The organism is Salinicola sp. CR57, from assembly GCF_003206585.1.
In the GTDB taxonomy this organism is placed as follows: domain Bacteria; phylum Pseudomonadota; class Gammaproteobacteria; order Pseudomonadales; family Halomonadaceae; genus Salinicola; species Salinicola lusitanus.
In genome coordinates this window covers 185,615-209,291 of the sequence record NZ_PZJL01000007.1, presented here as the reverse complement: position 1 = coordinate 209,291, position 23,677 = coordinate 185,615, and the positions used below count along the sequence as shown (strand labels likewise).

Sequence of the window (23,677 nt, the reverse complement as noted above, 5' to 3'; positions counted from 1 at the left end):
GTCAGCCTTCGGCCGACCGATGGCCGGCTCGGTCGGGATACCACGCCATGCCGATGGCATGCGTCGGCTCGAAACCGAACTGGGCGTAGAGCCGGTGGGCCTCGCCGTCTGCCAGCAGGCTGACGAAGGCGTTTTCCGGCGCCTCGCGCAGAATATAGGCGCGGATCTCGGCCATGATCCGCTTGCCCAGGCCACGCCCCTGGTGTGCCGGCTGCACGGCGATATCCACCACCTGGTAGAAGCAACCGCCGTCGCCGACGACGCGGCCCATGCCCACCGTCTCGTTCCCCTCTTCCCCCTGATGGACGACCTGCACGGCAAACAGGCTGCCGGGCAGGCCGCGTTCGGCACCGGCGGCACTGCGCGGGTTCATGCCGGCCTCGCGGCGAAGCCGCATATAGGTCTCGATATCGGGCGGTTCGAGGACCAGGCGATACGCTTCGTTGTCATCGCAGGCTTCGTGTTTCATAACGTGGGATCCGTTCTCGCATCGTTTTCCGGTCGAGTCTGCAGTGTGCCATCGCCAGGCGAGCGCTGCCTTTTCAGCAGCCATCGCGGCGTTCTCGAGGTCGCTCTCAGCAACGGCACCAGTAGCCACAGCAGCGGCGCCAGCAACCAGCGATAGACGAACCGGACGACGATCAGCAGCGGCAACAGCGCCACCAACCAGAGCAGGAACTGCCCCAGCCATACCGGCCAGCCCAGCCACCGCGAGACGTTGGCACCCAGCGCGCTGACCAGACTGGGATGCCGCACGACCACATAGGCCGTGCCGGTGATCGCCGCGACCTTGGCGGCCCGCGAAAGATTGACGAAGCGTCCGCCGCCGGCCAGCACGCCACGTCCGGCGGCCCGCGCGCCCTGCCCTTCGGCGGCCGCACCCACCCGAACCGCACGTCCGGCCCGCAGCACCTTGACCGCGCTAGCCATCACCAGCAGGTCGACACCCGCCCAGCCGATATCGGCCACCCCGATCGCGTCGCCGCGTCGCCACTGGCTCTCCAGGTCGCGCAGCCCGCTGGTGAAGAGATCACCGAGGTCGCTCACCAGGCGCTCACTCTGCAGCCACTGCACCTCGCCGTCAGGATCGACCACAAACTGCTGCAAAAAATCGTGGCCCTTGGCATCGAGAATGGCGATGGCGACCTGCCCGCGGCGGGCCGGCGTCAGCGATGTGTCGGCCTTGTCGCTCTCCCCTGGGATCGCGGCCTCGGCCTGGCTCTCGTTATGGCCCTGGTCGGAAGAGACGCCCGCGCCGGTATCACGCGCGTCATCGCTCCACCAACGTGCCAACCGCTCGCTCGCCGCACGGTAGTTGGTGCCCACCCAGTGCTGCGCCCGCAGCGTGGCGATATCGTGATCGCGGTAATAGATCACCGGCAGGACCGCATCCGCACCGTAGCGCACCAGCACCCGCTGGAATGCCGGATCGAGGCCGTACTCGAGCAGCGCCGATCGCGCCAGATCGCCGTGGTTCTGGATCGCGAGCCAGGCGCTGGTCCACAGTGCCGGCTCGTCGGCGTAGCTCAGGAAGAGCGCATTGATCTCCGGCGACTCCCCGACCAGCCCGTCGGCCAGCGACGGCAGGGCCCGCTGCGTCTCCAGTTTCACCATCCGCGGTTCGAACGGTTCGTGGGAGGCAACGGCGGACAGCACGCCCGCGCCGACGAGCGCGAACAGCAAGATCGACAACCACAATTTCACGGGCTCACGCTCCTTATTCGCGGATTCACGCATCTTTTCATGGGTCCACGCCCCTCTTCATAAATTCACGCTTCTCTTCATGAATTCACGCTTCTCTTCGTGGATTCACACTCCTCGGGGACGGCTAGTCGGCAGCCAGGGGAAGCCGCCAGACGATAAACGGCGACAACTGTCTTTGATAACCGTTCGTATTTGAATTAGGATTGCATTCCGTCACGTGACCCACCACTCACCGCGAGGTTGCCCCGGCCATGTTCGAAGTCCAGTCGGCGAGCTTCGAGATTGCGGGCAAGGCGCTGCTCTCTCCCATCGATTTCACCTTCGGTGAAGGCCAGGTCTATGGCCTGATCGGGCACAACGGTTCCGGCAAGTCGACACTGCTGAAGCTGCTCGCGCAACAACAGTCGGTGAGCCAGGGCAACATCCGGCTCGATGGCCGGCCGCTGTCGCACTGGAAGCCTCGCGAGTTCGCCCGCCACGTCGCCTACCTGCCGCAACATCTGCCCAGCGCGGAGAACCTCACCTGCCGCGAACTGATCGGTTTCGGCCGCTACCCCTGGCACGGCCTGCTGGGCCGCCTCAACGGCCACGACCATCAGCAGATCGAGCGTGCCATCGCCCTGACCCACACCGAAGCCTTCGCCGACCGCCTGGTCGATACCCTTTCCGGCGGCGAGCGGCAACGGGTCTGGCTGGCGATGCTGCTGGCCCAGGGTAGCCGCTACCTATTGCTCGACGAGCCGCTTGCCGCGCTCGACATCGCCCATCAGGTCGAAGTGCTGGCGCTGGTGCGCAAGCTCTGTCGCGAGTTGGGTCTCGGCGTGATCATCGTGCTCCACGACGTCAACATGGCCGCGCGCTACTGCGATCACCTGGTCGCGCTGCACAGCGGCAAGCTGCTTGCCGAAGGCGCGCCCGCCAGCATGATGAACGATACCAACCTGGAAGCCATCTACGGCATCCCCATGCGGGTCATGAACCACCCCGCCGACGCCTGTCCCATCGCGGTACTGCAGTAGACGGCCATCGTCGCTGTCACCATGATACCCATCGTTCCTGACATGGGGCTTGCCGGTTAGCGATAGCACTGGACCCTCGCAGGCGGACCAAGGATGCTAATCTCCAGGCTTTGCCTTCCGATTCGCCTCCTGTCTGCGAGCTTGTCATGCTGCAACCCGTTTCCCGCCAGAGCGACCTGACCCTCGAACCCGAGCAGACGCCGCCACGCCCGGCGGATGTCAGCACCTTCGCCCCGCTGGGCGTCCCCGCCTTCCGGATGATCTGGATCGCCAACCTGTTCGCCAACCTCGGCTTGTGGGCGCAGTCGGTGGCGGCGGCTTGGGTAGTGACCTCGAACGACGGCGGTGCGGTGGCGGTGGCGATGATCCAGGTCGCGGCGGCGCTGCCGCTGGTACTGATGTCGATCGTCACCGGCGTGATCGCCGACAACTACGATCGCCGCAAGGTGATGCTGTTCGGGCTGGGCATCGAGGTCCTGGGCGGCGTGTTCGTTACCCTGATCGCGTTTCTGAATCTGCTTTCACCGACCTTACTGATCGTCTCGATTCTGTGCGTCTCGATCGGTGGCGCGATTACCACGCCGGCCTGGCAGGCCGCGGTCAACGAGCAGGTGCCGCGCAACCTGGTCTCGAGCGCCGTGCTGCTCAACAGCGTCAACTACAACGCCGCCCGTGCCATCGGCCCGGCCATCGGCGGCCTGCTGCTGGCGGCAGTGGGACCGTCGTGGATCTTCCTGCTCAACGTGCTCTGCTTCTGCGGGTTGATCGCGGCGCTGTGGCGCTGGAAGCGTGCCGTACTGCCCAAGTCGCTGCCGCCGGAGCGGCTGTGGGAAGGGGTCAAGGCGGCGCTGCATTTCGTGCAGTACTCCAGTGTCACCCGGCTGGTGATGATGCGCTCGTTCATCTTCGGCATCTCCGCCAGCGCACTATGGGCGCTGCTGCCGCTACTGGCCCATCAGCATCCCAGCGGCAGCGCCTCGCTCTACGGCTACATGCTCGGCGGCCTCGGGGTCGGCGCCATCGCCGGCAGCACCCTGGTCAACCGGGCCCGCCAGCGTCTTGGCAGCAGCCGGCTGATCAGTTTTTCCGCCATGCTGCTGGGGCTGGTAATGCTGGCGCTGGGCGGGCTCGATACGCTGTGGGTGCTGTTCCCGGCACTCATCGTCGGCGGCAGCTGCTGGATCGCGGCAGTGGCTTCCTACAACTCCTCGGTACAGATCCTGGTCCCGGACTGGGTCAAGGCGCGGGCGCTGGCGCTGTACCAGACCGCGCTCTACGCCGGGCTGACCCTGGGTTCGCTACTGTGGGGACAACTGGCCGAGGGGCTGGGCGTGCAGATGGCGCTGATGCTGGCCGGCGGATTGCTGATCGTCTCGGCGCTGCTGCTGCTTCCCTCCAAGCTGCCGAACCTGGACGCCGGCGATCTGGTCGAGGCGCCGGAGGCCCACACCGATCAGCCCGATTTCGAGTTCAACCCGGCGCGGGGCTCGGTGATGGTGACCGTCGAGTACCGCATCGATGGTGACCATCTGCGGGAATTCGCCCGCGCCGTCCGTCCGCTGCGCCGGCTACGGCTGCGCAACGGCGCCAAGCGCTGGTCGCTCTATCGGGATGTCGTCGATCGCGACCTGTGGCAGGAGGTCTTCCTGGTGCCCAACTGGCTGCAGCACCTGCGCATGCTGGATCGACTGACCCTGGCCGACCGCGCCATCATCGACCGGGTCACCGCGCTGCACAGCGGTCCGGAGGCGCCGCGCCTGCGCCACGGCGTCAGCTATCGCTCGTCGCGACACGCCCAACCGTCGTTGACGCCCCACCAGACCGAACCGCCCGCCGAGGAGTCGGCCGACGCCCAATCGCTGGCGGTGACCGCGCCGTGGCCCCAGGAGAGAACATGACCCAGGCGAACATCCAGAGCGCCCGCGAAACCCTGCTCGACGTGTTCGGCTTCGCGGAGTTTCGCGGCGGCCAGGAGGCCGTCGTCGAGCGCGTCATCGCCGGTCGCTCCACCGCGGCGATCTTCGCCACCGGCGCCGGCAAGTCGCTCTGCTATCAGTTGCCGGCGCTGCATCTGCCGCATCTCACGCTGGTGGTCTCGCCGCTGCTGGCGTTGATGCAGGACCAGTTGGCCTTTCTCCAGCGCCATGGCGTGGCGGCCGCAAGCCTCGATTCGACCCAGGATCGCGACACCGCCCGCGAGATCATGGAGCGCGCCCGGCGCGGCGAGCTCAAGATCCTGATGGTGTCGGTGGAGCGGCTCAAGAACGAGCGCTTTCGTCACTTCCTGCGTCAGGTGGCGATTTCGCTGCTGGTCATCGACGAAGCACACTGCATCTCCGAGTGGGGCCATAATTTCCGGCCCGACTATCTGAAGCTGCCGGATTACCAGCGCGAGTTCGGCATCCCCCAGGCGCTGCTGCTGACCGCCACCGCCACCCCCGCGGTGATCGACGACATGCGCGCCAAGTTCGCCATCGCCGAAGACGATGTGGTCACCACCGGCTTCTATCGCGACAACCTGGAGCTGCTGGTCCAGCCGGTCGAGACCGACAGCCGCCTCCCCGCGCTGGTCGAATGGCTGGCGCCGCAACGCGCATCACAACAGCAATCGCCCACCATCATCTACGTCACGCTGCAGCAGACCGCCGAGTCGGTGGCGAAGGCGCTGGCGAACCAGGGCTTTGCGGCGCGCGCCTATCACGCCGGCCTCGACAGCGAGACCCGGGACCGGATCCAGCAGGGCTTCATGGAGGGCGAGATTCCCTGCATCGTCGCTACCATCGCCTTCGGCATGGGAATCGACAAGGGCGATATCCGCAACGTCATCCACTACGACCTGCCCAAGTCGATCGAGAACTACAGCCAGGAGATCGGCCGCGCCGGACGCGACGGCAAACCGTCGCGCTGCCTGATGCTGGCCGGTCGGGACGGCCTTCGGGTGCTCGAGAACTTCGTCTACGGCGACACCCCGGAGCGCGAGGGTATCCGCCACGTGCTCGGCGAGATCGCCGACGCCGGCCGGCAGCCGGCGCGCCAATGGCCGGTGCTGCTCAACACGCTCTCCCGCGACAGCAACGTCCGGCTGCTGCCGTTGAAGACGCTGCTGGTCCGGCTCGAGATGCATGGCGTCATCGCGCCCCGCTTCGCCTACCTGGCCGAGTATCGACTGCGCTATCTCGACGACACCGCCGCCCTGATCGCGCGCTTCGAAGGCGAGCGCGCCGACTTCGTTCGCCTGCTCGTCGACAACATCGCCGTCGCCAGGACCTGGGGCACGGTGGATTTCGAGCGACTCCATCAGGCCGGTGCCGCCGCGGGAATCGATGCCTCGCGCTCGAGGGTCATCGCCGCCCTGGAGTACTTCCAGGACAAGGGCTGGGTGGTGCTGGAAGGCAAACGCATGACCGATGTCTACGAGGTCCGCCAACCCGAATTCGATATCGACGCGCTCGCCGATCGACTGCTGGCGGAGAGCCAAGCCCGGGAGCAGGCGGAGATCGACCGCCTCCAGGCCATGCTGGAGCTGTTCGAATCGGAGACCTGCCTGACCCGGCGACTCGCCGCTTACTTCGGCGACACCCGGTTCGAGCAGCCCCAGGCCGACCAAGGCTGCGGCCACTGCTCGGTCTGCCACGGCCATGTCGCGCGTCTGCCGGAGGCACCGGCACTGCCCGAGCTGACCGATGCCGACTTCACCCGCCAGGCCGGGCCATTCATCGAACGCCACCGCGAGCAGCTCGGGACATCGCCCGGCGCGCAGCGCATCGCCCACTTCCTGTGCGGGCTGTCGATGCCGGTGTTCACGCCACTCAAGGCGCGGCAGTTGAACGGCTTCGGCGTCCACGAGCAGCGCCCCTACCCCGATGTCAGGGCGTGGATCGAGAAACGGATCGCCCAACCAGGCTGAGCGCTTAGCCTCTCCAGCGTCGACGCCCGCCTCTGATTCGGCAATCCACCTTGTCGATCTCGACAATCTCGAATACTGTATATCCAGACAGTATTCGAGATGGGTCACAGGATTGCCGCATGGAACTGATCGACAAGCTCTCCATCCTCGCCGATGCCGCCAAGTACGATGCCTCCTGCGCCAGCAGCGGCGCGCCCAAGCGCTCATCGCGCGGCAAGGCGGGGCTCGGTTCGTCGAACGGCATGGGGATCTGCCACAGCTTCACCCCGGATGGGCGCTGTGTCTCGCTGCTCAAGGTGTTGCTGACCAACTTCTGCCTGTTCGACTGTCAGTACTGCGTCAACCGACGCTCGAGCAATGTGCCGCGAGCGCGATTCACGCCGGAGGAGGTCGTCCGCCTGACGCTGTCGTTCTACCGTCGCAACACCATCAGCGGGCTATTCCTGAGCTCCGGGATCATCCGCTCCAGCGACTACACCATGGAGCAGCTGATCCAGGTGGCGAAGCTGCTACGCGAGACCCATCAGTTTCGCGGCTATATCCATCTCAAGGCGATCCCCGAAGCGGACCCCAGGCTGCTGGAGGAAGCCGGCCGCTACGCCGACCGGTTGAGCGCGAACATCGAACTGCCGACCCTGACCAGCCTCAAGACCCTGGCCCCGGAAAAGGAGCTCGGCACCATCCACTCGGCCATGGGGCACATGCGCCAGCGTATCGATGCCGCCAACGACGACGCTCAGCGGGACGCGAAACGCCTGCCGCGCAGCGCCAACCCCAAGCGCATGGCGCCAATCTACGCACCCGGCGGCCAGAGCACGCAGATGATCGTCGGTGCCGATGCCACCGATGACCGCACCATCCTCCAGTCCGCCCAGCATCTCTATCGCGACTTCCGCCTCAAGCGGGTCTACTACTCGGCGTTCAGCCCGATCCCGGAGCGCCCCGCCGGGCTACCCCAGGCCGCACCGCCGCTACTGCGCGAGCATCGGCTCTACCAGGCCGACTTCCTGATTCGCGGCTACGGCTTCCAGGCCGAGGAGTTGCTGAATGCACCGGGCAACCTGGACCTGGAGATCGATCCCAAGCTGGCCTGGGCGCTGGCCCACCGCGACGACTTCCCGGTCGACCTCAACCGCGCCGAGCCGGCGATGATCGCCCGCATTCCGGGCATCGGACTGCGCAGCGTGCAACGACTGGTTGATCTGCGGCGACTGCGGCGCATCCGCTATCAGGACCTGGTGGCGCTGCGGTGTCGCCTGGAGACCCTGCGGCCCTTCGTGGTGACCCAGGACTACCGCCCCACCGATGCCCAGGGTGACAGCGCTCGCCTGCGCCAGAGCCTGACCCAGCCCCAGCCGGCGCAGATGGCGTTGTGGTAGGGCCGCGTTCCGCAGGAGATCCCGCCATGGCCAACGCCTCGATGAGCCCGACCTCGTCCGCTGCCTGGGCCAACGACTTCGACGAGTGGCGCACCCAGGCGCGTCGGCTGCTTCACCTCGGCGTGCCACCGGCCAGCGTGACCTGGCACGATGGCAACGCCAGTCATGACGACCTGTTCTCCTGGCAGGAGCCGCCGTCCATGCCGCCAGGCCCGCCGCCGGCGCCGATCCGGATCGGTCGCGATCAGTTGACGCTGCTGCGCAACGCTGCGCGCTATCGTGCGGAGGGCCACGACCAACCGCGCTGGCCACTGCTCTACCGGGTGTTGTGGCGATGGGCCCGGGGCGACGCCGCGGCCATGCATCCCGCCGACGTCGATGGCCGCGTGCTGCATCAGCGCTGGCACGCGGTCAAGCGGGAAGCGCATCACATGCATGCCTTCCTGCGCTTCCACCGCTGCGACGATGGACGAGGTGAGCGCTATCTCGCCTGGTTCGAGCCCGCCCATGACGTGCTCGACCTGGGCGCGGAGCACTTCGCCGACCGCATGGGCGGTTCACGCTGGATCATCGCCACTCCCCGTGGCGGCGTAGGCTGGGACGGCTCGGCGCTGGACTATCGCACGCCCTGCCCGAGGGAGTGGACCGACGAAGCCAGAACGGCCGCCGAACGCGCCAACGCCGACGAGGAGCACGCCCTGTGGCGGACCTACTTCGTCAGCACCTTCAACCCCGCGCGCCTCAACCACAGGGTCATGACCCAGCACATGCCGCAGCGGTTCTGGCGTCACCTCAGCGAGGGCGATCTGATTCCGGTGATGGAGGCCAAGGCCCGCCATGGCGGGCAGCGCCTGGCCCAGGAGAGCAGCGTGGGCCGGCGCAAGGGCAAGGCGCTCCCGGGCGGCAGGCCCACCCTTCCCCGCTCACCCTCGGGCGACGACGACTAGACGACGAGTGACGCCGTCCGGGCTGTCAGGATGTACCGATCCGCGCCACCGCATCCCGGCTGGCCAGTTCGCGCTCGTCGCCCGTCAATTCGCGCAGATGACCCTCGCGCATCTCCAGCAGCCGGTCGGCGTGGGCGAAATAGTAATCATCGTGGCTGATGGCGAAGACGGTGATGCCCAGTTCACGGAAGCGCGGCATCAGTTCACGATAGAAGGCGCGCCGGAACTGCGGATCCTGATCCGCGGCCCACTCGTCGAGCAGCAGGATCTGTCGCTGTTCGACCAGCGCCATCAGCAGCGCCAGGCGCTTGCGCTGCCCCTGGGAGAGTTCGGTGTCGAGCACCTTGCCGTCGTCGAGCTGCAGCTTCTTCGCCAGTTGCAGGGTCTGCAGCCAGTTCTCCAGTAGCGCGGGATCGGCACTGCCGCCACGCGGCCCCATCAGCCGGTCGAACTGGTGGAAGTCGGTGTAGACCGCCGAGAAACGCTGGCGGTAACGGTGCCAGTCCGATTCGCCGATGATCTCGTCGTCGATACGGATCTCTCCGGAGTGAGGTCGATAGAGTCCGGTCAGCAGCTTGGCCAGCGTCGACTTGCCGCTGCCGTTGCCACCGATCAGATAGACCTGTTCGCCCCGTTCCAGGCGCAGGTTGATCGGCCCGACGGCAAAGCCGTCCCGCCCCGCCCTGGCCGGGTAGCGATAGCGGATGTCGCGCATCTCGAGCACCTGCCACTCGCTGTGCGTCTCCACCAGGTCGAACGCCTCGCGGTACTCCGCCAGCGCCAGTTCGCGCAGCTTGTCGAACGATACCTGCGCGGTGATCAGCGTCGGCGTGGCACCGACGGCCTGGATCAGCGGCGAGCGCAGGAACAGCAGCGTCAGCGAGAACGTCGCGGCGACGGCCGTGTTGGACCAGCCCAGGCCATTGGCGAGGAAGAACACCACGCCGATGGCACCCAGCATCATGATGTTGGTCCAGTTGCCGGCGCTCAGGTGATAGGTATCGGCGCGGATGATGTGATCGCGATAGGTCCGGGCGTCGGCGCCGTAGACCTCCTCCAGCAGATGACGCGCGCGATCGCGATTGAGCGCCAGCTCCTTGCGGCCATGGATGATCGTCTCGTAGTCCTGATAGAGCCGGCTGTCGGTGGCGCGGGTGATCCGAATATGGTGATAGACCTTCGATACCAGCCACCATCCCACCAGCATGGTCACGGCGATCCAGATGGCGGTGACCAGCAGCAGCGGCGGCGAGAGCCAGAACAGATAGCCGACGGAGGCCAGCGTGATGACGATCCCCTGGACGAGCTCCGGCAGGCGAACGAAGGCGATGGTCACGTTGCGGATGTCGCTGGAGAGGCACGACAGCAGATGGGCGCTGCCGAGCTGCTCGAGCCGTTCGATATCGGTATCGAGAATGCGCTTGATCAGGCGACCGCGCAGGCGATAGACGAAGTGGTGCCCCAGCGTCGTCAACGCCAGCTGCGACCCCAGCGTCACCGCCAGTAGCAGTGCCACCAGCCCGATGAACGGCAGCAGGGCCGTGACCGCGCTGATGTCACCGCCCCCCGGTTCGGTGACGATCAGGTAGTGGTTGATGAAGGCGATGACGCCGATCCCCAGCGCCGCGCTCAGCAGACTGAGCAGCATGACGCCGATGAACGGCCAGCGATAGTGACGAAAGACGACGCGCAGTAGTTCCATTCGGGCTCCCTGGCCGGCAATGGGGCTCGAGTGGACTGCCTGGCACGACGTCCCGATCGCCGTGGGTCGGCGAGAGGCGTGGTCGGTGCGCCGGCCAGGGCATCGAGCGTGGCATTCGGCGCCGAGATGATCGGCTGACCGCAGGCGCGAATGATTCTGATCTTCACTAACGAAGTCAAGCCATGTCGGCCCCGCCCCGGGCGCGGGCGGTGCTCACGCCTCTTCGTCGGAGAACATCATCTGAATGCGTGAGCGCAACCAGCGTTCCGCGGGATCGTTGTCGTAGACGCTCTGCCACACCATGCTCAACGGCGATGGCGGGCGCTCCAGCGGCAGCTCGTCCACACGCAGCCCGCCCTGTGCCGCCAGTACCTCGGCGGCGTAGTCGGGCACGGTGGCAACCATGTCGGTATCCCGCAGTAGCGAGGCCAGACTGTTGAACTGCGGCACCGCCAGCACGATGCGACGCTTGCGCCCTTGCTCGGCGAGCAGGTCATCGACATAGCCGTTGAGATCGCCATCGAACGAAACCAGGGCGTGGGGCCGCTCGCAATAGGCGTCGAGGGTCAACGCACCGGGGCGACTGTCCGCCCGCAGTACCCTGGCGCGGCTGTGGCGCAGGATCTTCTGCTTGGCGTTGGCCGGCAGATCTCGCGCATAGCCGGCAGCCACCGTCACCTCGCCGGTATTGAGCAGTTGCGGCATCAGGTGGAAGTCGGCACGCCTCACCACCAGCACGATCCCCGGCGCCTCGGTCCGCAGCCGTTTGAGCAGCGCCGGAAGCAGGGCGAACTCGATGTCATCGCTGAACCCGACCCGAAACACCGCTTCGCTGGTCGCCGGATCGAATTCGCTGGTGCTGCTGAGGACGTTGGAGATTGCGTCGAGAGCCGGCTGCAGCTGTTCGTAGATCTGCTCCGCGCGGGCGGTCGGCACCATCTGGCGCCCGGTGCGCACCAGCAGCGGATCACCGAAAACGTCCCGCAGCCGGGAGAGCGCGGCGCTGGTGGCAGGCTGGCCCAGAAACAGCCGCTCGGCAGCGCGTGAAACACTGCGCTCCTGCATCAGGGTCTCGAATACCACCAGCAGCTTGAAGTCCACCCCACGCAGGTCACTACGATTCATTCATGTCTCCCCTCGGCGGGCGGCATCGACCCTCGTCGCGGATGCCGTATCGATAGGCGTTATAGCCACTATCGATCCTTGAGCATAGTGTTTGTCCTCCATCGTCGATAGAGTCGAGGACAAGCCCTGGATACATTGAGGTGCACAATGTCACGTGCAATACAGTTTCAACGCTTCGGCGACGCCGACGTTCTGGAAATCATTGAACGCGACGATCCGCACCCCGCCAACGGGGAGGTCCTGATCGAGACGGAAGCGCTCGGCATCAATTGGCAGGATGTCATGTGGCGGCGCAACATGGCACCGACACTGGCCCATCTGCCGGCCGGCTCGGGCACCGAGATGGCCGGCAAGGTCATCGCCGTCGGCCCAGGCGTCAGCGCTTTCTCGCCAGGCGATCGTGTCGCCTCGATCCCCGCATTCGACCCCAACCAGTATACGGCACACGCCGAGCGCGCGCTGCTACCGGCGGAGGCGCTCATCGCCTACCCCGACTGCTTGTCGCCGAGCGAGGCCAGCGTCCATTACGTGCCGTCGCTGGTCGCCTGGCTGGGATTTCGCGAGGTCGCCAATCTCGAGCCCGGCGAGACGGTACTGATCACTGGCGCCTGCCATATCGGCGGGCCTTACGCGGTGCAGGTCGCGCGGGCGCTGGGCGCCCGGGTGATCGCCGCCACCCCCCACGAGGCGGCTGTCGATTACCTGAAATCCCTCGGCGCCTCGGCGGTGGTGCATACGGAGACGCAGGATCTCGCCACCCGGATCGACAAGCTGACCGATCACCACGGCGTCGACATCGTGCTGGATGCGCTGGGCGGCCCCCAGATGAACCTGCTGGGCGATGTCCTGGCACCTCGCGGCCGGCTGCTCCTCTACGGCATGCTGGGCGGCAACCAGACCACATTCCCGGCCCAGGCGGCGTTCCGCAAGAACATCCAGTTCCACGTGCACTGCCTCTCCAATTTCAGCGGCAAGCCCGAATTGGGGATTCCCCAGAATCGCGAAGCGCTGGAGCGAGCCATCGCCGATGTCGACCGCATGACCCGCACGGGTGAGCTCAAGCCGCAGATCGACCACCGTTTCCCGCTCGCGGAGATCGCCGAAGCGCATCGCTACCTGGAAACCTGTGCCAATCACCATGGCCGGATCGTGGTCGAGATGGAGTGATCGCCCGGCCAGGCACGCGACCGGCTGGCAATCGTGCATTGCCAGCCCCGTGACGGATTGACGACAATACCGCTTCCACTTTCGTCGCAATCACGCTCAAGGACCTTCGATGCTCGCTCAACTGTTCGCCGTCATGGCCCCCGTCCTGGTTGGCGCGAGCATCGGGTTCGGCTGGATCCGGTTGGGCTACGGCTATCCCACCGAGTTCGTCACCAAGCTGGTCTTCAACATCGGCACGCCAGCGCTGGTCCTGGCCTCCCTGGCCAATGCCGAGGTCGATCCGGATACCTTCTGGCGTACGCTCGCGACCACCTTCCTGGTGCTCGCCGGCATGGCGCTGGCGAGTCTGGGGGTCGCCAGGCTGTTGCGCAAACCCTGGCAGGTCATCATCTCGCCGATGATGTACCCGAACGCCGGCAACATGGGCCTGCCCGTCGCGCTCTACGCCTTCGGCAAGGAGGGCTTCACGTTCGCCATGACGGCCTGGGTCGCCAATGCGCTGATCCAGTTCACCGTCGGCATGATGATGGCGACCCGTGGCAACCCCTGGAAGACGCTGCTGCGCAACCCCACGCTCTACAGCATCGCGATCTCTCTGACGCTGATGCTGACCGGCATGTCTCTGCCGGCATGGCTCGGCAACACCGTGCACCTGCTCTCCGGATTGACGATCCCGTTGATGCTGATCACGCTCGGCGTCTCGTTGGCCAGCATCCAGGCCCGCAGCCTCTCCTCCGGCTTCCTGTTCACGCTCTGCCGTGTGCCCATTGCGCTGGCGCTCTCCTTCGCCATCGCCGCCTGGCTCGGCCTGCCACCGATCGCCGCCAGCGCCGTGGCGCTGCAGATGAGCATGCCGGTCGCTGTCTACAACTACCTGTTTGCCCAACGTTCACGCCGTGAACCCGAGTATGTCGCCAGCCTGGTGTTCTGCTCGACGCTACTGGCCTTCGTCTACCTGCCGCTGGAACTGGCCTTCATGCTGTAGCGGCGTCGGCCACTCGCTTGCAAATGCGCAACGAACAGCTACATTACAAAGTGTAATCTTCAAAAGTTAATGGATTACAGGTAGTTGCATGCCAACGAAGCCGCAAGGCAAGGAGACGTAGATGCAAACTCTGTCATGGAAGCAGACACTCGGCGTGGCCACACTGGCAGCCGGCAGCATGATGATGACCCAGGCCGCGACGGCCCAGGAAACGCAGGGCGCGCAGGGTCTCTACTCTGCCGACGAGCTGATGGACGCCGATGTCTTTCTGTCCAGCAAGCCGAACGACGACATCGGCGATGTCGAGGACATCCTGCTGGGCGACGACATGAGTGTTCAGGCGCTGGTCGTCGAAGCCGGCGGCGTGCTGGATATGGGCGACAAGAATTTCGTGGTCGAGAAAGGTAACTTCACCGTCGAAACCGATCACGACGAGAATCTCGACAACATCGAATATCGTGTCGTTCTCGACATGGACGAGAATGCGCTGAAACAGCAGCCCGAGTACACCAACGATTGGTGGCAGAATGCCAAGTCCCAGGCGGCTGAGGCATGGGAAAACACCAAGCAAGGCGCCTCCAGCGCCTGGAAAGACACCAAGGCCGCCACGTCGAACCTGCTGAACGACGCCAGCAACGCGATCGACAACAACTGATCCCGACTCGGATCCACAGTCGCAAAAAAACCGCCGACCCTGGGTCGGCGGTTTTTCGTTGGGGCGGCGATCCCTGGGATCGACCACTCGGTGCTTACTGCTGGGGCTGCTGCACCATCCCCTTCACACGCTGCATCAGTTGCGGGTCCTGCTGGATGGCCTGGCCGATCGAGTTGAACTGCTCGACGCTCATGCCGCTATCCTGGACCGCCTGAACCATCTCGTCGTTGGCTTGCTGACGAATCTTCTGCTGCTCTCCCTCGTCTGAGGCGTTCTGCAGCTGCTCGGTGTAATCCTGAGAGATCATCGCGATGTCCTGCGATGCATCAGCGAACTGCTGGAGCTGGTCATCGGAGAAGTTTTGCGCAGGAGCCTGCGCCTGGGCACCGCTGTCGGCGGACTCCTGAGCCATCACAGGCGCGCTGGCGAGACCGGTCGTCATCATTGCCGCCGCGAGAAATGCAGTGATCCTTTGCATGAATACCTCCAGATATCGATTTTAAGCGTGTGCCATAGTGGGATGCCGCTTCGGGGGGAGAGTTCCCCCGGAAATGTTTCTGCCGGCAATTTAATGTATCGCCAGGAAACATCGGCACGCTTCACTGCCGACGAGCATCCCACCGCCACTCACCGCCGATCATGGTAACCATTCCTCGATGGCCTGGATACCGCCCCGGACCTTGTCCAGGGCGGGCAGTCCCATGGGATCGTCGTAGCGTTGCGGGCAGTGCTCCAGCAGCGCCTCGCCATCGAAGTCGACATAGGCCAGGCGCACCGTGAGCTGAGAGGGGTCGCAGCCGAATGCGCTCCCCGGTAGCAGGGCCACGCCGGTCTCCTTCAGCAGTCGGGCGGTCAGCTCGGCGCTGGTGGTGATGCCGATTCCGGCCAGCGCCGCCCGGTGAGCGTCGAAATCGGGAAACAGGTAGAAGCCGCCATCCGGGAGCAGCGTGCGTACGCCGGCCGCCTGCAGTCGGCCAGCGCACCAGTGGCCTATCAGGCCCAGCCAGGCCCGCTGACGCTCGAGGTAGTTCGTCAGTTCGGGACTCATCCGATACGCGACGCAGGCTGCCTCCTGAATGGGGCTGGCGACGCTCGACCACGTCTCCGAGGCGATGCCGAGCAGGCGCGCGAACAGCTCGCCGCCCAGCGCGTCGGGTACGTGCATGACACCCAGTCGCCAGCCGCCAGCACCGCACCACTTCGAGAGCCCGCTGGTGGTCACCGTGCCCTCGGGGTAGTCGCGGGCGAAGGCGCGGTGCGATCCGTGATGGTCGAGCGGGCCGTAGATCTCGTCCGCCAGCACGATGACGCCATGGCGTCGGGCCACCTCGGCCAGCGCGCGCTGCGTCTCGCTATCGGGCGACAACCCGGTCGGGTTGCCGGGGGCATTGAGAATCAGCAGTCGCGTGCGGCTCCCGCCCTCTCGGCAATGCGCCTCGAGCTGCTCCGGCGTGATCTGCCAGCGCGTGTCGAAGCTGGCCGCCAGCTTGGTCGCCGTCTGTCCGGCCAGACGCGCCTGCGGCGCATAGGAGACCCAGGCTGGCGCCGGGATCAGGATTTCCGCCTCGGGTAACGCCTTGATCAAGGCGAACAGTAACAGTTTACTGCCCGGCCCCACGAGAACTCGCGATGACTGCCAGGGCGTGCCATCGAGCTCGCTGTGAAAACTGGCGACGCTATCCCGCAGCGTCGGCAGTCCCTGAACGGGAAGATACGCCTTCTGATCCGCGTGTCGAGCCAGCGCCTCCACCGCTGGCCCGTAGACCGGAAACGGCGACTGGCCAAAGCCGAACTTGATGACGCGCTCGCCGCGAGACTCCAGCCATCGCGACTGCTCGTTGATCAACAGAGTATCGGATGCCGGCGTGGCGCCGGCGTCATCGGCATAGGCCTGATTCAACAGGGCGGAGGCAAGCCCCGGGCGGGCGGTCATGACAACGGATCTCCTGGGTTGGGTGGGGCCATCGGGAATGGGAGGGTCACTCGATCTGCCAACGGGCGATCAAGGCTTCACGTCGGCGGATCGACGCCACGGCGTCGCCCCCCATCTCATGGGCCATGTGCGAGAGCAGCATCTCGATGGTCACGAACAGGCTGCTCATGGGATTGAAGAAGAACGGACCTTCGGCGGCTGCCAGTAGCGTCATGTCGGTCATCGTGGCCAAACGCGCGGTCGCCTGATTGGTCAGCGCGAGCAATCGCGCCCCCTGGTCCAGCGCCTGGCGGCAGTAATCGACACTGACCCGGGTCTCCGGGCGATAGCTGATACCCACCACCAGATCGCCCTCCCCCAACTCGCGCCCCATCTCGAGGTTGACACCACCGAGAGAGTCGACCAGCCGGACGTCGCTGCGCAGGTAGGCCAGGTAGTAGGCCAGGTAGTGTGCCCCCGCGAAGCAGGCGCGCTGGCCGACGACGTGGACCCGGCGGGCATCGATCAGCGCCCTGACGGCGCGCCCCAGCATCGCCTCATCGAGCTCCTTGGCCGTTCGGGAGAGGTTGCCCATCTCCTCCTGCCACAGTGTCTGGCGCTGGACGGGATGGTCGCCGTCCTTCGGAATCTGGCCGAGATCGAGCAGGCGTTCCGCACGGGTGGAGTAGAAGGCGCCGGTGGTCGCATCGGCGCGAAACAGGGCCTGAAAGGCCTTGAACCCCGGTAGATCCAACGCGTGCGAAAGCCGGGTCAGACTGGAAGCATTGACGCCATGCTGCTGCGCCAGTGCCGAGATGCTGAGCGTGGCCGCCAGCTCCGGGGCGGCAAGCAGCTGCTCGAGCAACTTGAGCGCTCCCGGCGTCAGCTTCGGCGCCTGGGGCTCTCCTCGACGCGCGGCGATCGAGAGTGCCTGCAAGGCGGCTATCGATGTTGGCGGCGTAGCGAAACCATCGCAATCGGCCATGGCTCATCCTCTTTTTCGTTTTGAGAGATTATCCTGACATCCCACTGCCCGCAAATATTTTTGCTTTATTAGAAATATTTTTTCTTAAGATAGGCTTATTGAAAGTCCGGCCCGCTTGAACCCCCAGCATCCTGTGAAGTCACAATGCCACTGAACTCGTAAACGACACTCGGAGGAGCCCCCATGAAAAACTGGTTGATGACCGGAGTACTGATGGCCGGAGTCTCGTTCGCGACGGGGGCTTCGGCTCAGGCGAACGGCAACGATCCGGCCAACCCGCTGATTACCGACAAGTGGAACTTCCGCCCGCTCATCCTGGTGACGCCGGATGCGGGACAACCCGCTTACCGGCATCTGCGCCAGCAGCTCGACCGCACCCAGGAGCAGTTCGACGATCGGGACATGGTGCTCTATACGGTCGAGGGAGATAGCGGCACCCGCCATGGTCGCCCGATGAGCGCTTACGAGACCCGGGCGCTGCTGGATGCCGTGGGCGTCAGCCCCACACAGGGCGTGACGACGATCCTGGTTGGCAAGGATGGCGGCAAGAAAGTGCAGCTCCAGGGAGAGGTCGACCTCCAGGAGATCTACGCCACCATCGACAGGATGCCGATGCGCCAGTCGGGCGACGACTGAGGGGCCAACACGGCGCGCCGACTGACGCGCTTGCGTACCAGCCAGCGTCCGCCAGCGACCCCGCCCGCGATCAGCGCCATAGCGCGAGTTGATGCAGGTAGGCTCGCCGCGCCTGCTGGGGAGAGACCGGAGAGAGCCGTATCGAGGTGCCTGGCGCGCACTGCCCGAGACGCGCACAGGCAATGGGGGACAGCGCCCCTAGACGCGGGTAGCCGCCAATGGTCTGGCGATCGTTGAGCAGGATGATCGGCTGGCCATCCGGCGGGACCTGGACCGCGCCCAGCGGGATGCCCTCCGAAATCATGCCCCCCAACTGACAGCGTAACGCCGGCCCTGTCAGGCGAACGCCCATGCGGTCGGCTCGGCTGTCCACCTGCCAGGCCTGATTGAAAGCCGCGAACAGGCTGGCACCATCGAAGTGCGCGATCTGTGCGCCGGTGACCAGCTCGAGCGTGGCCTCCCCCTGCGGCATGACCGGCGCGAACGGCATCTCGCGGGTTTCGGCAGAGTCCGAGGCCGCGATCAACCGATCGCCGACCCGAAGTGCACTCCCCCGGCCGTCGAGGCCGCCCAGTTGCTCGCGGGCGACGGTCGAGAGGCTCCCCATGAAAGGTTCGGCATCGATTCCACCCGGCAACGCCAGGTAGGCGCGCAGCCCCGCCCTGGGCTGGTCGAACGCCAGCACCTGCCCCGGTTCGAGAACGAAGCTGCCGTTGGCGGGCAGCGCCTCGCCATCCCGCGTGGCGCCGAGATCGGCACCCGCGATGGCCACCGACATCCGGCTCGCGGCCTGCAGCTTCAACCCGCCCATGGCGATCTCGATGCCGGCGGCATCCGGCGCGTTGCCGAGCAACCAGTTGGCCCAGCCCAGCGAGATCCAGTCCAGCGCCCCGCCCTGGGTCACCCCGAGATGGCGGGCGCCGAAGCGGCCGGCGTCCTCTACCAGCGCCAGCGGCCCGGTGGCCTCGACGACGAGAGCGGCACTCGTCGCCCGGGAAATTTCCGGCATTGCCATCAGCGCTCCTCCAGCGGCGTGGTGTCGCCGCCCTGTTCGATGAAAGCCTCGCGGCTGATCGATTCGAATCGCACCCGATCGCCCGGGCGGAACAGGCTGATCTCATCCCGGTCGCGATCGAACAGCTCGACGGCGGTGCGGCCCAGGATGTTCCAGCCACCCGGCGAACGCATCGAATAGATGGCGGTCTGGCGTTCGGCGATCCCCACGCTGCCCGCCGCCACCTTCTGCCTCGGCGTCTTCAGTCGCGGGGTGGCCAGGCTCTCCTCGATCATGCCCATGAAGGCGTAGCCGGGGGAGAATCCGAGGGCGAAGGCGCAATAATCACGACCGGTGTGACGACGCACGACCTCATCGACATCGACGCCGAGGCGCTCGGCGATCCGGGTGAGTTCGGGACCGACACTGTCGTCGTACCACACCGGAATGCGATGCTCTCGCCCGGCTGCGGTGGAGGCCGGCTCCAGCCCTTGCAGGGCCTCTCCGACCCACTGCCTGGCCTCGCCCAGGGAGAGTCGGGTCACATCGTAGTGCACTAGTAGCGTGGTATAGGACGGAACCAGGTCGATCAGCACCTCGCCGAAGCGTTCCCGCAGGGCATTGTCGGCGGCCAGGATCCAGGGCATGTGCGCCTCGTCGATGGCATCGAACAGCCTGACGATCAGAGCGTCCATGCCGACCGTTTCCATACCGAAAGAGAGCGAGAGGACGGGGGAAGGTGACCGACTCATGCGTCCGCCAACCGCTGGAAGGCTTCTCGAATGGCTTTCACCGCCGCCACGGACTCGGCATTGTCGCCGTGGACACACAGCGTATCGGCGGGCAGTCGCAGCTCGCTGCCGTCATCAGCGATCAGCGGCTCGCCCTTGGCCAGGGCCACGGCCTGCTCGACGATGGCGTCGCGATCGTGGTGCACCGCCCCCGGGAGACGCCGCGAGACCAGGTGCCCCCTGGCGTCGTAGGCGCGGTCGGCGAAGGTTTCGAACCACAGCGTCACGCCCATCTCCGCGGCCAGTTCGCGCACCGGTCCGGGGTTGGCGGTGGACATCACCAGCAGCGGCAGGTCCCGATCGTAACGAACCACCGCCTGCATTGCCGCCCGCAGCAGATCGAAGTCGCCGGCCATGTCATTGTAGAGCGCGCCGTGCGGCTTGACGTACTGGATACGGGTACCCTCGGCGCGACAGAACGCCTCCAGGGCACCGATCTGGTAGAGCATCAGGTTCTCGACCTCCTGTGGCGAACAGGCCATCGAGCGGCGACCGAACCCCATCAGATCGGGATAGCCTGGATGCGCACCGATTTTCGCCCCGTGGGCCACGGCCAGCGCCACGGTCTTGCGCATGACGTCGGGGTCGGAGGCATGAAAACCGCAGGCGATATTGGCACAATCGACGAACGGCATCGCCTGTTCATCGAGCCCTAACGCCCAGTTGCCGAAACTTTCACCCATGTCGCAGTTGAGCAGGGGCGCGCGCATCGCATTACCTCGTATCGTTGTTGTAGGAAGTCCAGCCTCGGGATCCATCGCCACGACCCGCTTCAGAAAAGCCTGCCGGGCAGGACTTTCAAAAGAGAGCCGTGGGCGATGGGCACCCCGAAGTGGCATCTCTGCACTTTAGGAAAACGCCAGCCGCAGGGTCCAATCGTTTTTCGCGATGCGCAGTATCGGCGCAATCTTTCATCCCCATCACGCGATGCCGGCCCATACGCGGGGGGAGAGTTGACGTTCACGGCGCCGCGCCGAAGAATCGACCATCCCGCTTTCGAGTACGAGACCCCTCATGTTCGACTTCAAGGAGCTCGAAGCCTTCGTCTGGATCGTCAGGCTGGGCTCGTTTCGCAAGGTGGCAGCGCGCCTGCACCTGACCCAGCCGTCGATCTCCGACCGCATCACCCGGCTGGAGGCGGCAGTCGGAGAGTCGCTGCTCGATCGCAGCGCCCGACCGGTGCAGCCGACGCTGCGCGGTCGGGAGTTCTACGCCCACGCAGAACGCCTGCTGGACAGCCGCGAGGAGGCGCTGCAACTGTTCCAGAATCAGGAGGACTTTTCCGGCACGCTGCGGCTCGGGGTCATCGAGACCATCGCCCACAGCTGGTTCAGCACCTTCCTGACCCAACTGGCCGAACGCCATCCGCAGCTCACCATCGAACTCACCGTGGATATCTCGCCGGTGCTGCAGCAGCGCCTGGCAGACAACGATCTCGACATGATCTTCGCCATGGACGGTGTCGCCCCCGGGCTATCGGTGACCCAACTGCCACTGGCCACCTACGAGATGGGCCTGTTCGTGGCACCACAGCATGCCGAGCGCCTGCGCCAGGGCGGCGTGTCGGCGCTGTCCCGCCTGCCGTTCGTCTCGTTCAGCAAGCTGGCACGCCCCTATGGCGAGCTCGTGGCCTATCTGGCCGAACTCGGCATCGACGAGCCCAAGATCCACTGCGCCACCACGCTGATGACCATCGTCCGCATGAGCATCGACGGCGTCGGCATCGGATCGCTCCCGGTCTCCACGGTGTCGGACGCTTGCGAGCGCGGCGAGCTGTTGCGTCTGGCGCTGCCCACGCCGCTGCCGGCGATGTTCTACGACGCGATCTGGCGCACCAGCAGCTATCCCAGCTTCTGCCGGGGTGTCACCCGTCTCGCCCAGGAGTGCGCCGCCCGCTACGCCGCGGAGCATTCCCCGGATCACGTCGGCGACGGGCAGTGGGAGGAGGTGAAAGTCTGGCCCGATAGTTTGGATAAGAATTAACGATTTGACGCCATCGCCGGCCGACTTGAAGAATGCAGAGGTCCCATGTCCCGGGCACGACCCCTTTCAATAACAAGCGGCGTGCAGGAAGACCTTTCAATAACAAACGGAATCCAACGATGCGCATACCCCATGTCCAACTGTTGACGATCGCCGTGGCGGGATCGCTCGCCGTCGCGACACCGGCCCTTGCCGACCAGTGGAATCTTGCCACCCCCTACGGCGACGCCAGCTTCCATACCCAGAACACCAAGCAGTTCGCCGAGGATGTCGCCGACGCGACGGATGGCGAACTGACGATCAACGTGCACAGCGGCGGCTCGCTGATCAGCCACGCCGAGATCAAGCCTTCCGTGCGCCGCGGCACGGTCCAGGCCGGCGAGATATTCCTCTCCACGCTCTCCAACGAATCGCCGATCTACGAAGTCGATACGTTGCCCGGCCTGGCCGGCAGCTACGCCGATGCCTACGACCTGTGGCAGGCCTCCAAGCCGATCATCACCGAGCTCTTCGCCAAGGAGGGGCTGATGCCGCTGTACGCGGTGCCGTGGCCGGCCCAGGGCATCTACACCGATTTCGAGCTGACCGATGCCTCCCAGTTCGAGGGCCTGCGGGTCCGCGCGCCGAACATCAACACCCAGCGCTTCGTCGAGAATCTGGGCGGCATCCCGACCCAGACCGAGGAAGCGGATATTCCCACCGCCTTCAGCACCGGCCGCGTCGACGCCATGATCACCTCGGTCTCCACCGGCAAGTCCATGTCGGCGTGGGATTACGTGTCGAACTACAGCGATGCCAACCTGTGGCTGCCGAAGAACATCGTCTTCGTCAACAAGCGCGCCTTCGATCGTCTCGACGCCGCCGCCCAGAAGGCCGTTCTCGACGCCGCCGCCAAGGCCGAGCAGCGCGGCTGGCAGATGAGCAAGCAAGACAGCGCCGAGAGCGCCAAGACCCTCGAGTCCCATGGCGTCACCGTGAGCGAGCCCAACGAGACGCTCCAGCAGCAGTTGAAGGCCGCCGGCCAGAAGCTGTTCGAAGACTGGCAGGCTCGCGCCGGCGATCAGGCCCAGCAACTGGTCGATCGCTACCGTGAACGCCAGGCCAAGCAGAGCCAGTAATGTCCATCACGAGGCCCGCCTTGGCGCGGGCCTCCCGATTGCTTGGGCTGTTTCCACTCACACCCGGTGAGTCTCCGTCATGACCTTCAGACTGAATCCGCTATACCGGCTTGGCGCCTGGGGCGCCGCGGCCTGCATGCTGGCGATCTGCGCCATGGTCACGCTACAGGTACTGCTGCGCTGTCTCGACGCCGTGCTGGTGCTGGTCGGTGCCAGCCGCCTCGGCTACGAGATCAGCGGCGTCTCGGAGATCGCCTCCTACCTGCTGGTCGGCGCCACCTTCCTGAGCCTCGCCTACACCTTCACCCATCACGCCCATATCCGCGTCACGCTGGTCATTGCCCGTCTGCCGGCAGCGACCCGGGTCTGGTGCGAAGTGGCGTGCCTGGCGATCGCGCTGGCACTCAGCGCCCTGCTCAGCTGGGAAGTGATCGGCCTGATCCGGGAGAGCCTCGACTACGGCGACGTCTCCGCGGGGCTGATGGCGATTCCGCTGTGGATCCCCCAGACCGTCCTCGTCGTCGGCCTGGCGCTGCTCTGCCTGGCCCTGCTGGAAGCGCTGCTGACGACGCTGCAGCAAGCCGTGACCGCGCCCTCGCGCTACGTGGCCCCAGGCGACAACGACGACTTCGGCGGCGAGTGACGCCGTCGCCGGCTGATGACGCCTC

The 23,677-nt window shown here is 65.7% G+C and carries 22 protein-coding genes; 12 read left to right on the top strand and 10 right to left on the bottom strand.

Going from position 1 to position 23,677, the window contains the following annotated elements:
- Window position 1: 1 nt before the first annotated feature.
- Together DOM56_RS13755 and DOM56_RS13750 are read right to left on the bottom strand one after the other, a co-directional pair.
- Window positions 2-469, bottom strand: coding sequence for a GNAT family N-acetyltransferase (locus DOM56_RS13755; protein WP_110709682.1), 468 nt, complete (start codon window positions 467-469; stop codon window positions 2-4).
- Window positions 466-1,704 (bottom strand): hypothetical protein, encoded by a 1,239-nt coding sequence (locus DOM56_RS13750; protein ID WP_232822299.1) that lies wholly within the window; start codon window positions 1,702-1,704, stop codon window positions 466-468. The genes DOM56_RS13755 and DOM56_RS13750 overlap by 4 nt, the downstream gene beginning before the upstream one ends.
- Window positions 1,705-1,955: 251 nt before the next feature.
- Between DOM56_RS13750 and DOM56_RS13745 the strand changes: the two genes are divergently transcribed.
- The 5 genes from DOM56_RS13745 (at window position 1,956) to DOM56_RS13725 (ending at window position 8,956) form a co-directional block, all read left to right on the top strand.
- Window positions 1,956-2,723 carry an ATP-binding cassette domain-containing protein gene (locus tag DOM56_RS13745; protein ID WP_110709679.1) on the top strand — a complete coding sequence of 256 codons (768 nt, stop codon included), beginning with the start codon at window positions 1,956-1,958 and terminating at the stop codon, window positions 2,721-2,723.
- Between the two features lie 146 nt (window positions 2,724-2,869).
- Window positions 2,870-4,621: an MFS transporter gene (locus DOM56_RS13740; RefSeq protein WP_110709677.1), complete on the top strand. Its 1,752-nt coding sequence runs from the start codon at window positions 2,870-2,872 to the stop codon at window positions 4,619-4,621.
- Entirely contained in the window at window positions 4,618-6,630 is a 2,013-nt protein-coding gene (locus tag DOM56_RS13735) for a RecQ family ATP-dependent DNA helicase (protein WP_110709674.1), read from the top strand. Before DOM56_RS13740 ends, DOM56_RS13735 begins: the two co-directional genes overlap by 4 nt.
- A gap of 119 nt (window positions 6,631-6,749) precedes the next feature.
- A complete protein-coding gene (locus tag DOM56_RS13730; RefSeq protein WP_110709672.1) occupies window positions 6,750-8,009 on the top strand; it encodes a putative DNA modification/repair radical SAM protein in 1,260 nt (419 codons plus the stop codon).
- 26 nt (window positions 8,010-8,035) lie between these two features.
- Window positions 8,036-8,956: a TIGR03915 family putative DNA repair protein gene (locus DOM56_RS13725; RefSeq protein WP_110709669.1), complete on the top strand. Its 921-nt coding sequence runs from the start codon at window positions 8,036-8,038 to the stop codon at window positions 8,954-8,956.
- 25 nt (window positions 8,957-8,981) lie between these two features.
- Here DOM56_RS13725 and DOM56_RS13720 read toward each other — a convergent pair whose 3' ends face one another.
- Together DOM56_RS13720 and DOM56_RS13715 are read right to left on the bottom strand one after the other, a co-directional pair.
- Entirely contained in the window at window positions 8,982-10,658 is a 1,677-nt protein-coding gene (locus tag DOM56_RS13720) for a multidrug ABC transporter permease/ATP-binding protein (protein ID WP_110709667.1), read from the bottom strand.
- A gap of 213 nt (window positions 10,659-10,871) precedes the next feature.
- Window positions 10,872-11,783 carry a LysR family transcriptional regulator gene (locus tag DOM56_RS13715; protein WP_110709665.1) on the bottom strand — a complete coding sequence of 304 codons (912 nt, stop codon included), beginning with the start codon at window positions 11,781-11,783 and terminating at the stop codon, window positions 10,872-10,874.
- A gap of 147 nt (window positions 11,784-11,930) precedes the next feature.
- Between DOM56_RS13715 and DOM56_RS13710 the strand changes: the two genes are divergently transcribed.
- The 3 genes from DOM56_RS13710 (at window position 11,931) to DOM56_RS13700 (ending at window position 14,590) form a co-directional block, all read left to right on the top strand.
- Window positions 11,931-12,950 (top strand): zinc-dependent alcohol dehydrogenase family protein, encoded by a 1,020-nt coding sequence (locus tag DOM56_RS13710; RefSeq protein WP_110603148.1) that lies wholly within the window; start codon window positions 11,931-11,933, stop codon window positions 12,948-12,950.
- Between the two features lie 109 nt (window positions 12,951-13,059).
- Complete coding sequence (locus DOM56_RS13705) at window positions 13,060-13,935, top strand: AEC family transporter (protein WP_110603146.1); 876 nt, start codon at window positions 13,060-13,062, stop codon at window positions 13,933-13,935.
- Window positions 13,936-14,056: 121 nt separating this feature from the next.
- The gene (locus tag DOM56_RS13700; RefSeq protein ID WP_110603144.1) at window positions 14,057-14,590 is read left to right on the top strand and encodes a PRC-barrel domain containing protein; all 534 of its coding nucleotides are present in this window, start codon (window positions 14,057-14,059) and stop codon (window positions 14,588-14,590) included.
- Between the two features lie 94 nt (window positions 14,591-14,684).
- Here DOM56_RS13700 and DOM56_RS13695 read toward each other — a convergent pair whose 3' ends face one another.
- The 3 genes from DOM56_RS13695 to DOM56_RS13685 form a co-directional block, all read right to left on the bottom strand.
- Window positions 14,685-15,068 (bottom strand): DUF4168 domain-containing protein, encoded by a 384-nt coding sequence (locus DOM56_RS13695; RefSeq protein ID WP_110603142.1) that lies wholly within the window; start codon window positions 15,066-15,068, stop codon window positions 14,685-14,687.
- A 159-nt stretch (window positions 15,069-15,227) separates the two neighbouring features.
- A complete protein-coding gene (locus tag DOM56_RS13690) occupies window positions 15,228-16,523 on the bottom strand; it encodes an aminotransferase class I/II-fold pyridoxal phosphate-dependent enzyme (RefSeq protein WP_110709663.1) in 1,296 nt (431 codons plus the stop codon).
- A 46-nt stretch (window positions 16,524-16,569) separates the two neighbouring features.
- Window positions 16,570-17,487 carry a MurR/RpiR family transcriptional regulator gene (locus DOM56_RS13685; RefSeq protein ID WP_110709661.1) on the bottom strand — a complete coding sequence of 306 codons (918 nt, stop codon included), beginning with the start codon at window positions 17,485-17,487 and terminating at the stop codon, window positions 16,570-16,572.
- Window positions 17,488-17,670: 183 nt separating this feature from the next.
- Here DOM56_RS13685 and DOM56_RS13680 point away from each other — a divergent pair, with 183 nt between their 5' ends.
- Window positions 17,671-18,123, top strand: coding sequence for a DUF4174 domain-containing protein (locus DOM56_RS13680; RefSeq protein WP_110709659.1), 453 nt, complete (start codon window positions 17,671-17,673; stop codon window positions 18,121-18,123).
- Window positions 18,124-18,193: 70 nt separating this feature from the next.
- Here DOM56_RS13680 and DOM56_RS13675 read toward each other — a convergent pair whose 3' ends face one another.
- The 3 genes from DOM56_RS13675 to DOM56_RS13665 are packed head-to-tail and all read right to left on the bottom strand — an operon-like array spanning window position 18,194 to window position 20,618.
- Complete coding sequence (locus DOM56_RS13675) at window positions 18,194-19,138, bottom strand: biotin-dependent carboxyltransferase family protein (protein ID WP_232822298.1); 945 nt, start codon at window positions 19,136-19,138, stop codon at window positions 18,194-18,196.
- Window positions 19,138-19,812 carry an allophanate hydrolase subunit 1 gene (locus DOM56_RS13670; RefSeq protein ID WP_232822297.1) on the bottom strand — a complete coding sequence of 225 codons (675 nt, stop codon included), beginning with the start codon at window positions 19,810-19,812 and terminating at the stop codon, window positions 19,138-19,140. Before DOM56_RS13670 ends, DOM56_RS13675 begins: the two co-directional genes overlap by 1 nt.
- A gap of 53 nt (window positions 19,813-19,865) precedes the next feature.
- Window positions 19,866-20,618: a 5-oxoprolinase subunit PxpA gene (locus tag DOM56_RS13665; RefSeq protein WP_110709655.1), complete on the bottom strand. Its 753-nt coding sequence runs from the start codon at window positions 20,616-20,618 to the stop codon at window positions 19,866-19,868.
- Window positions 20,619-20,922: 304 nt separating this feature from the next.
- On the opposite strand from DOM56_RS13665, the gene DOM56_RS13660 reads away from it, so the two are divergent.
- The 3 genes from DOM56_RS13660 to DOM56_RS13650 all read left to right on the top strand — a co-directional run bounded on the left by DOM56_RS13660 (window position 20,923) and on the right by DOM56_RS13650 (window position 23,652).
- The gene (locus DOM56_RS13660; protein WP_110603131.1) at window positions 20,923-21,891 is read left to right on the top strand and encodes a LysR family transcriptional regulator; all 969 of its coding nucleotides are present in this window, start codon (window positions 20,923-20,925) and stop codon (window positions 21,889-21,891) included.
- Window positions 21,892-22,010: 119 nt separating this feature from the next.
- Window positions 22,011-23,009: a TRAP transporter substrate-binding protein gene (locus tag DOM56_RS13655; RefSeq protein ID WP_110709653.1), complete on the top strand. Its 999-nt coding sequence runs from the start codon at window positions 22,011-22,013 to the stop codon at window positions 23,007-23,009.
- 79 nt (window positions 23,010-23,088) lie between these two features.
- Window positions 23,089-23,652, top strand: a complete 564-nt coding sequence (locus tag DOM56_RS13650; protein WP_110603127.1) for a TRAP transporter small permease — start codon at window positions 23,089-23,091, stop codon at window positions 23,650-23,652.
- Window positions 23,653-23,677: the final 25 nt, after the last annotated feature.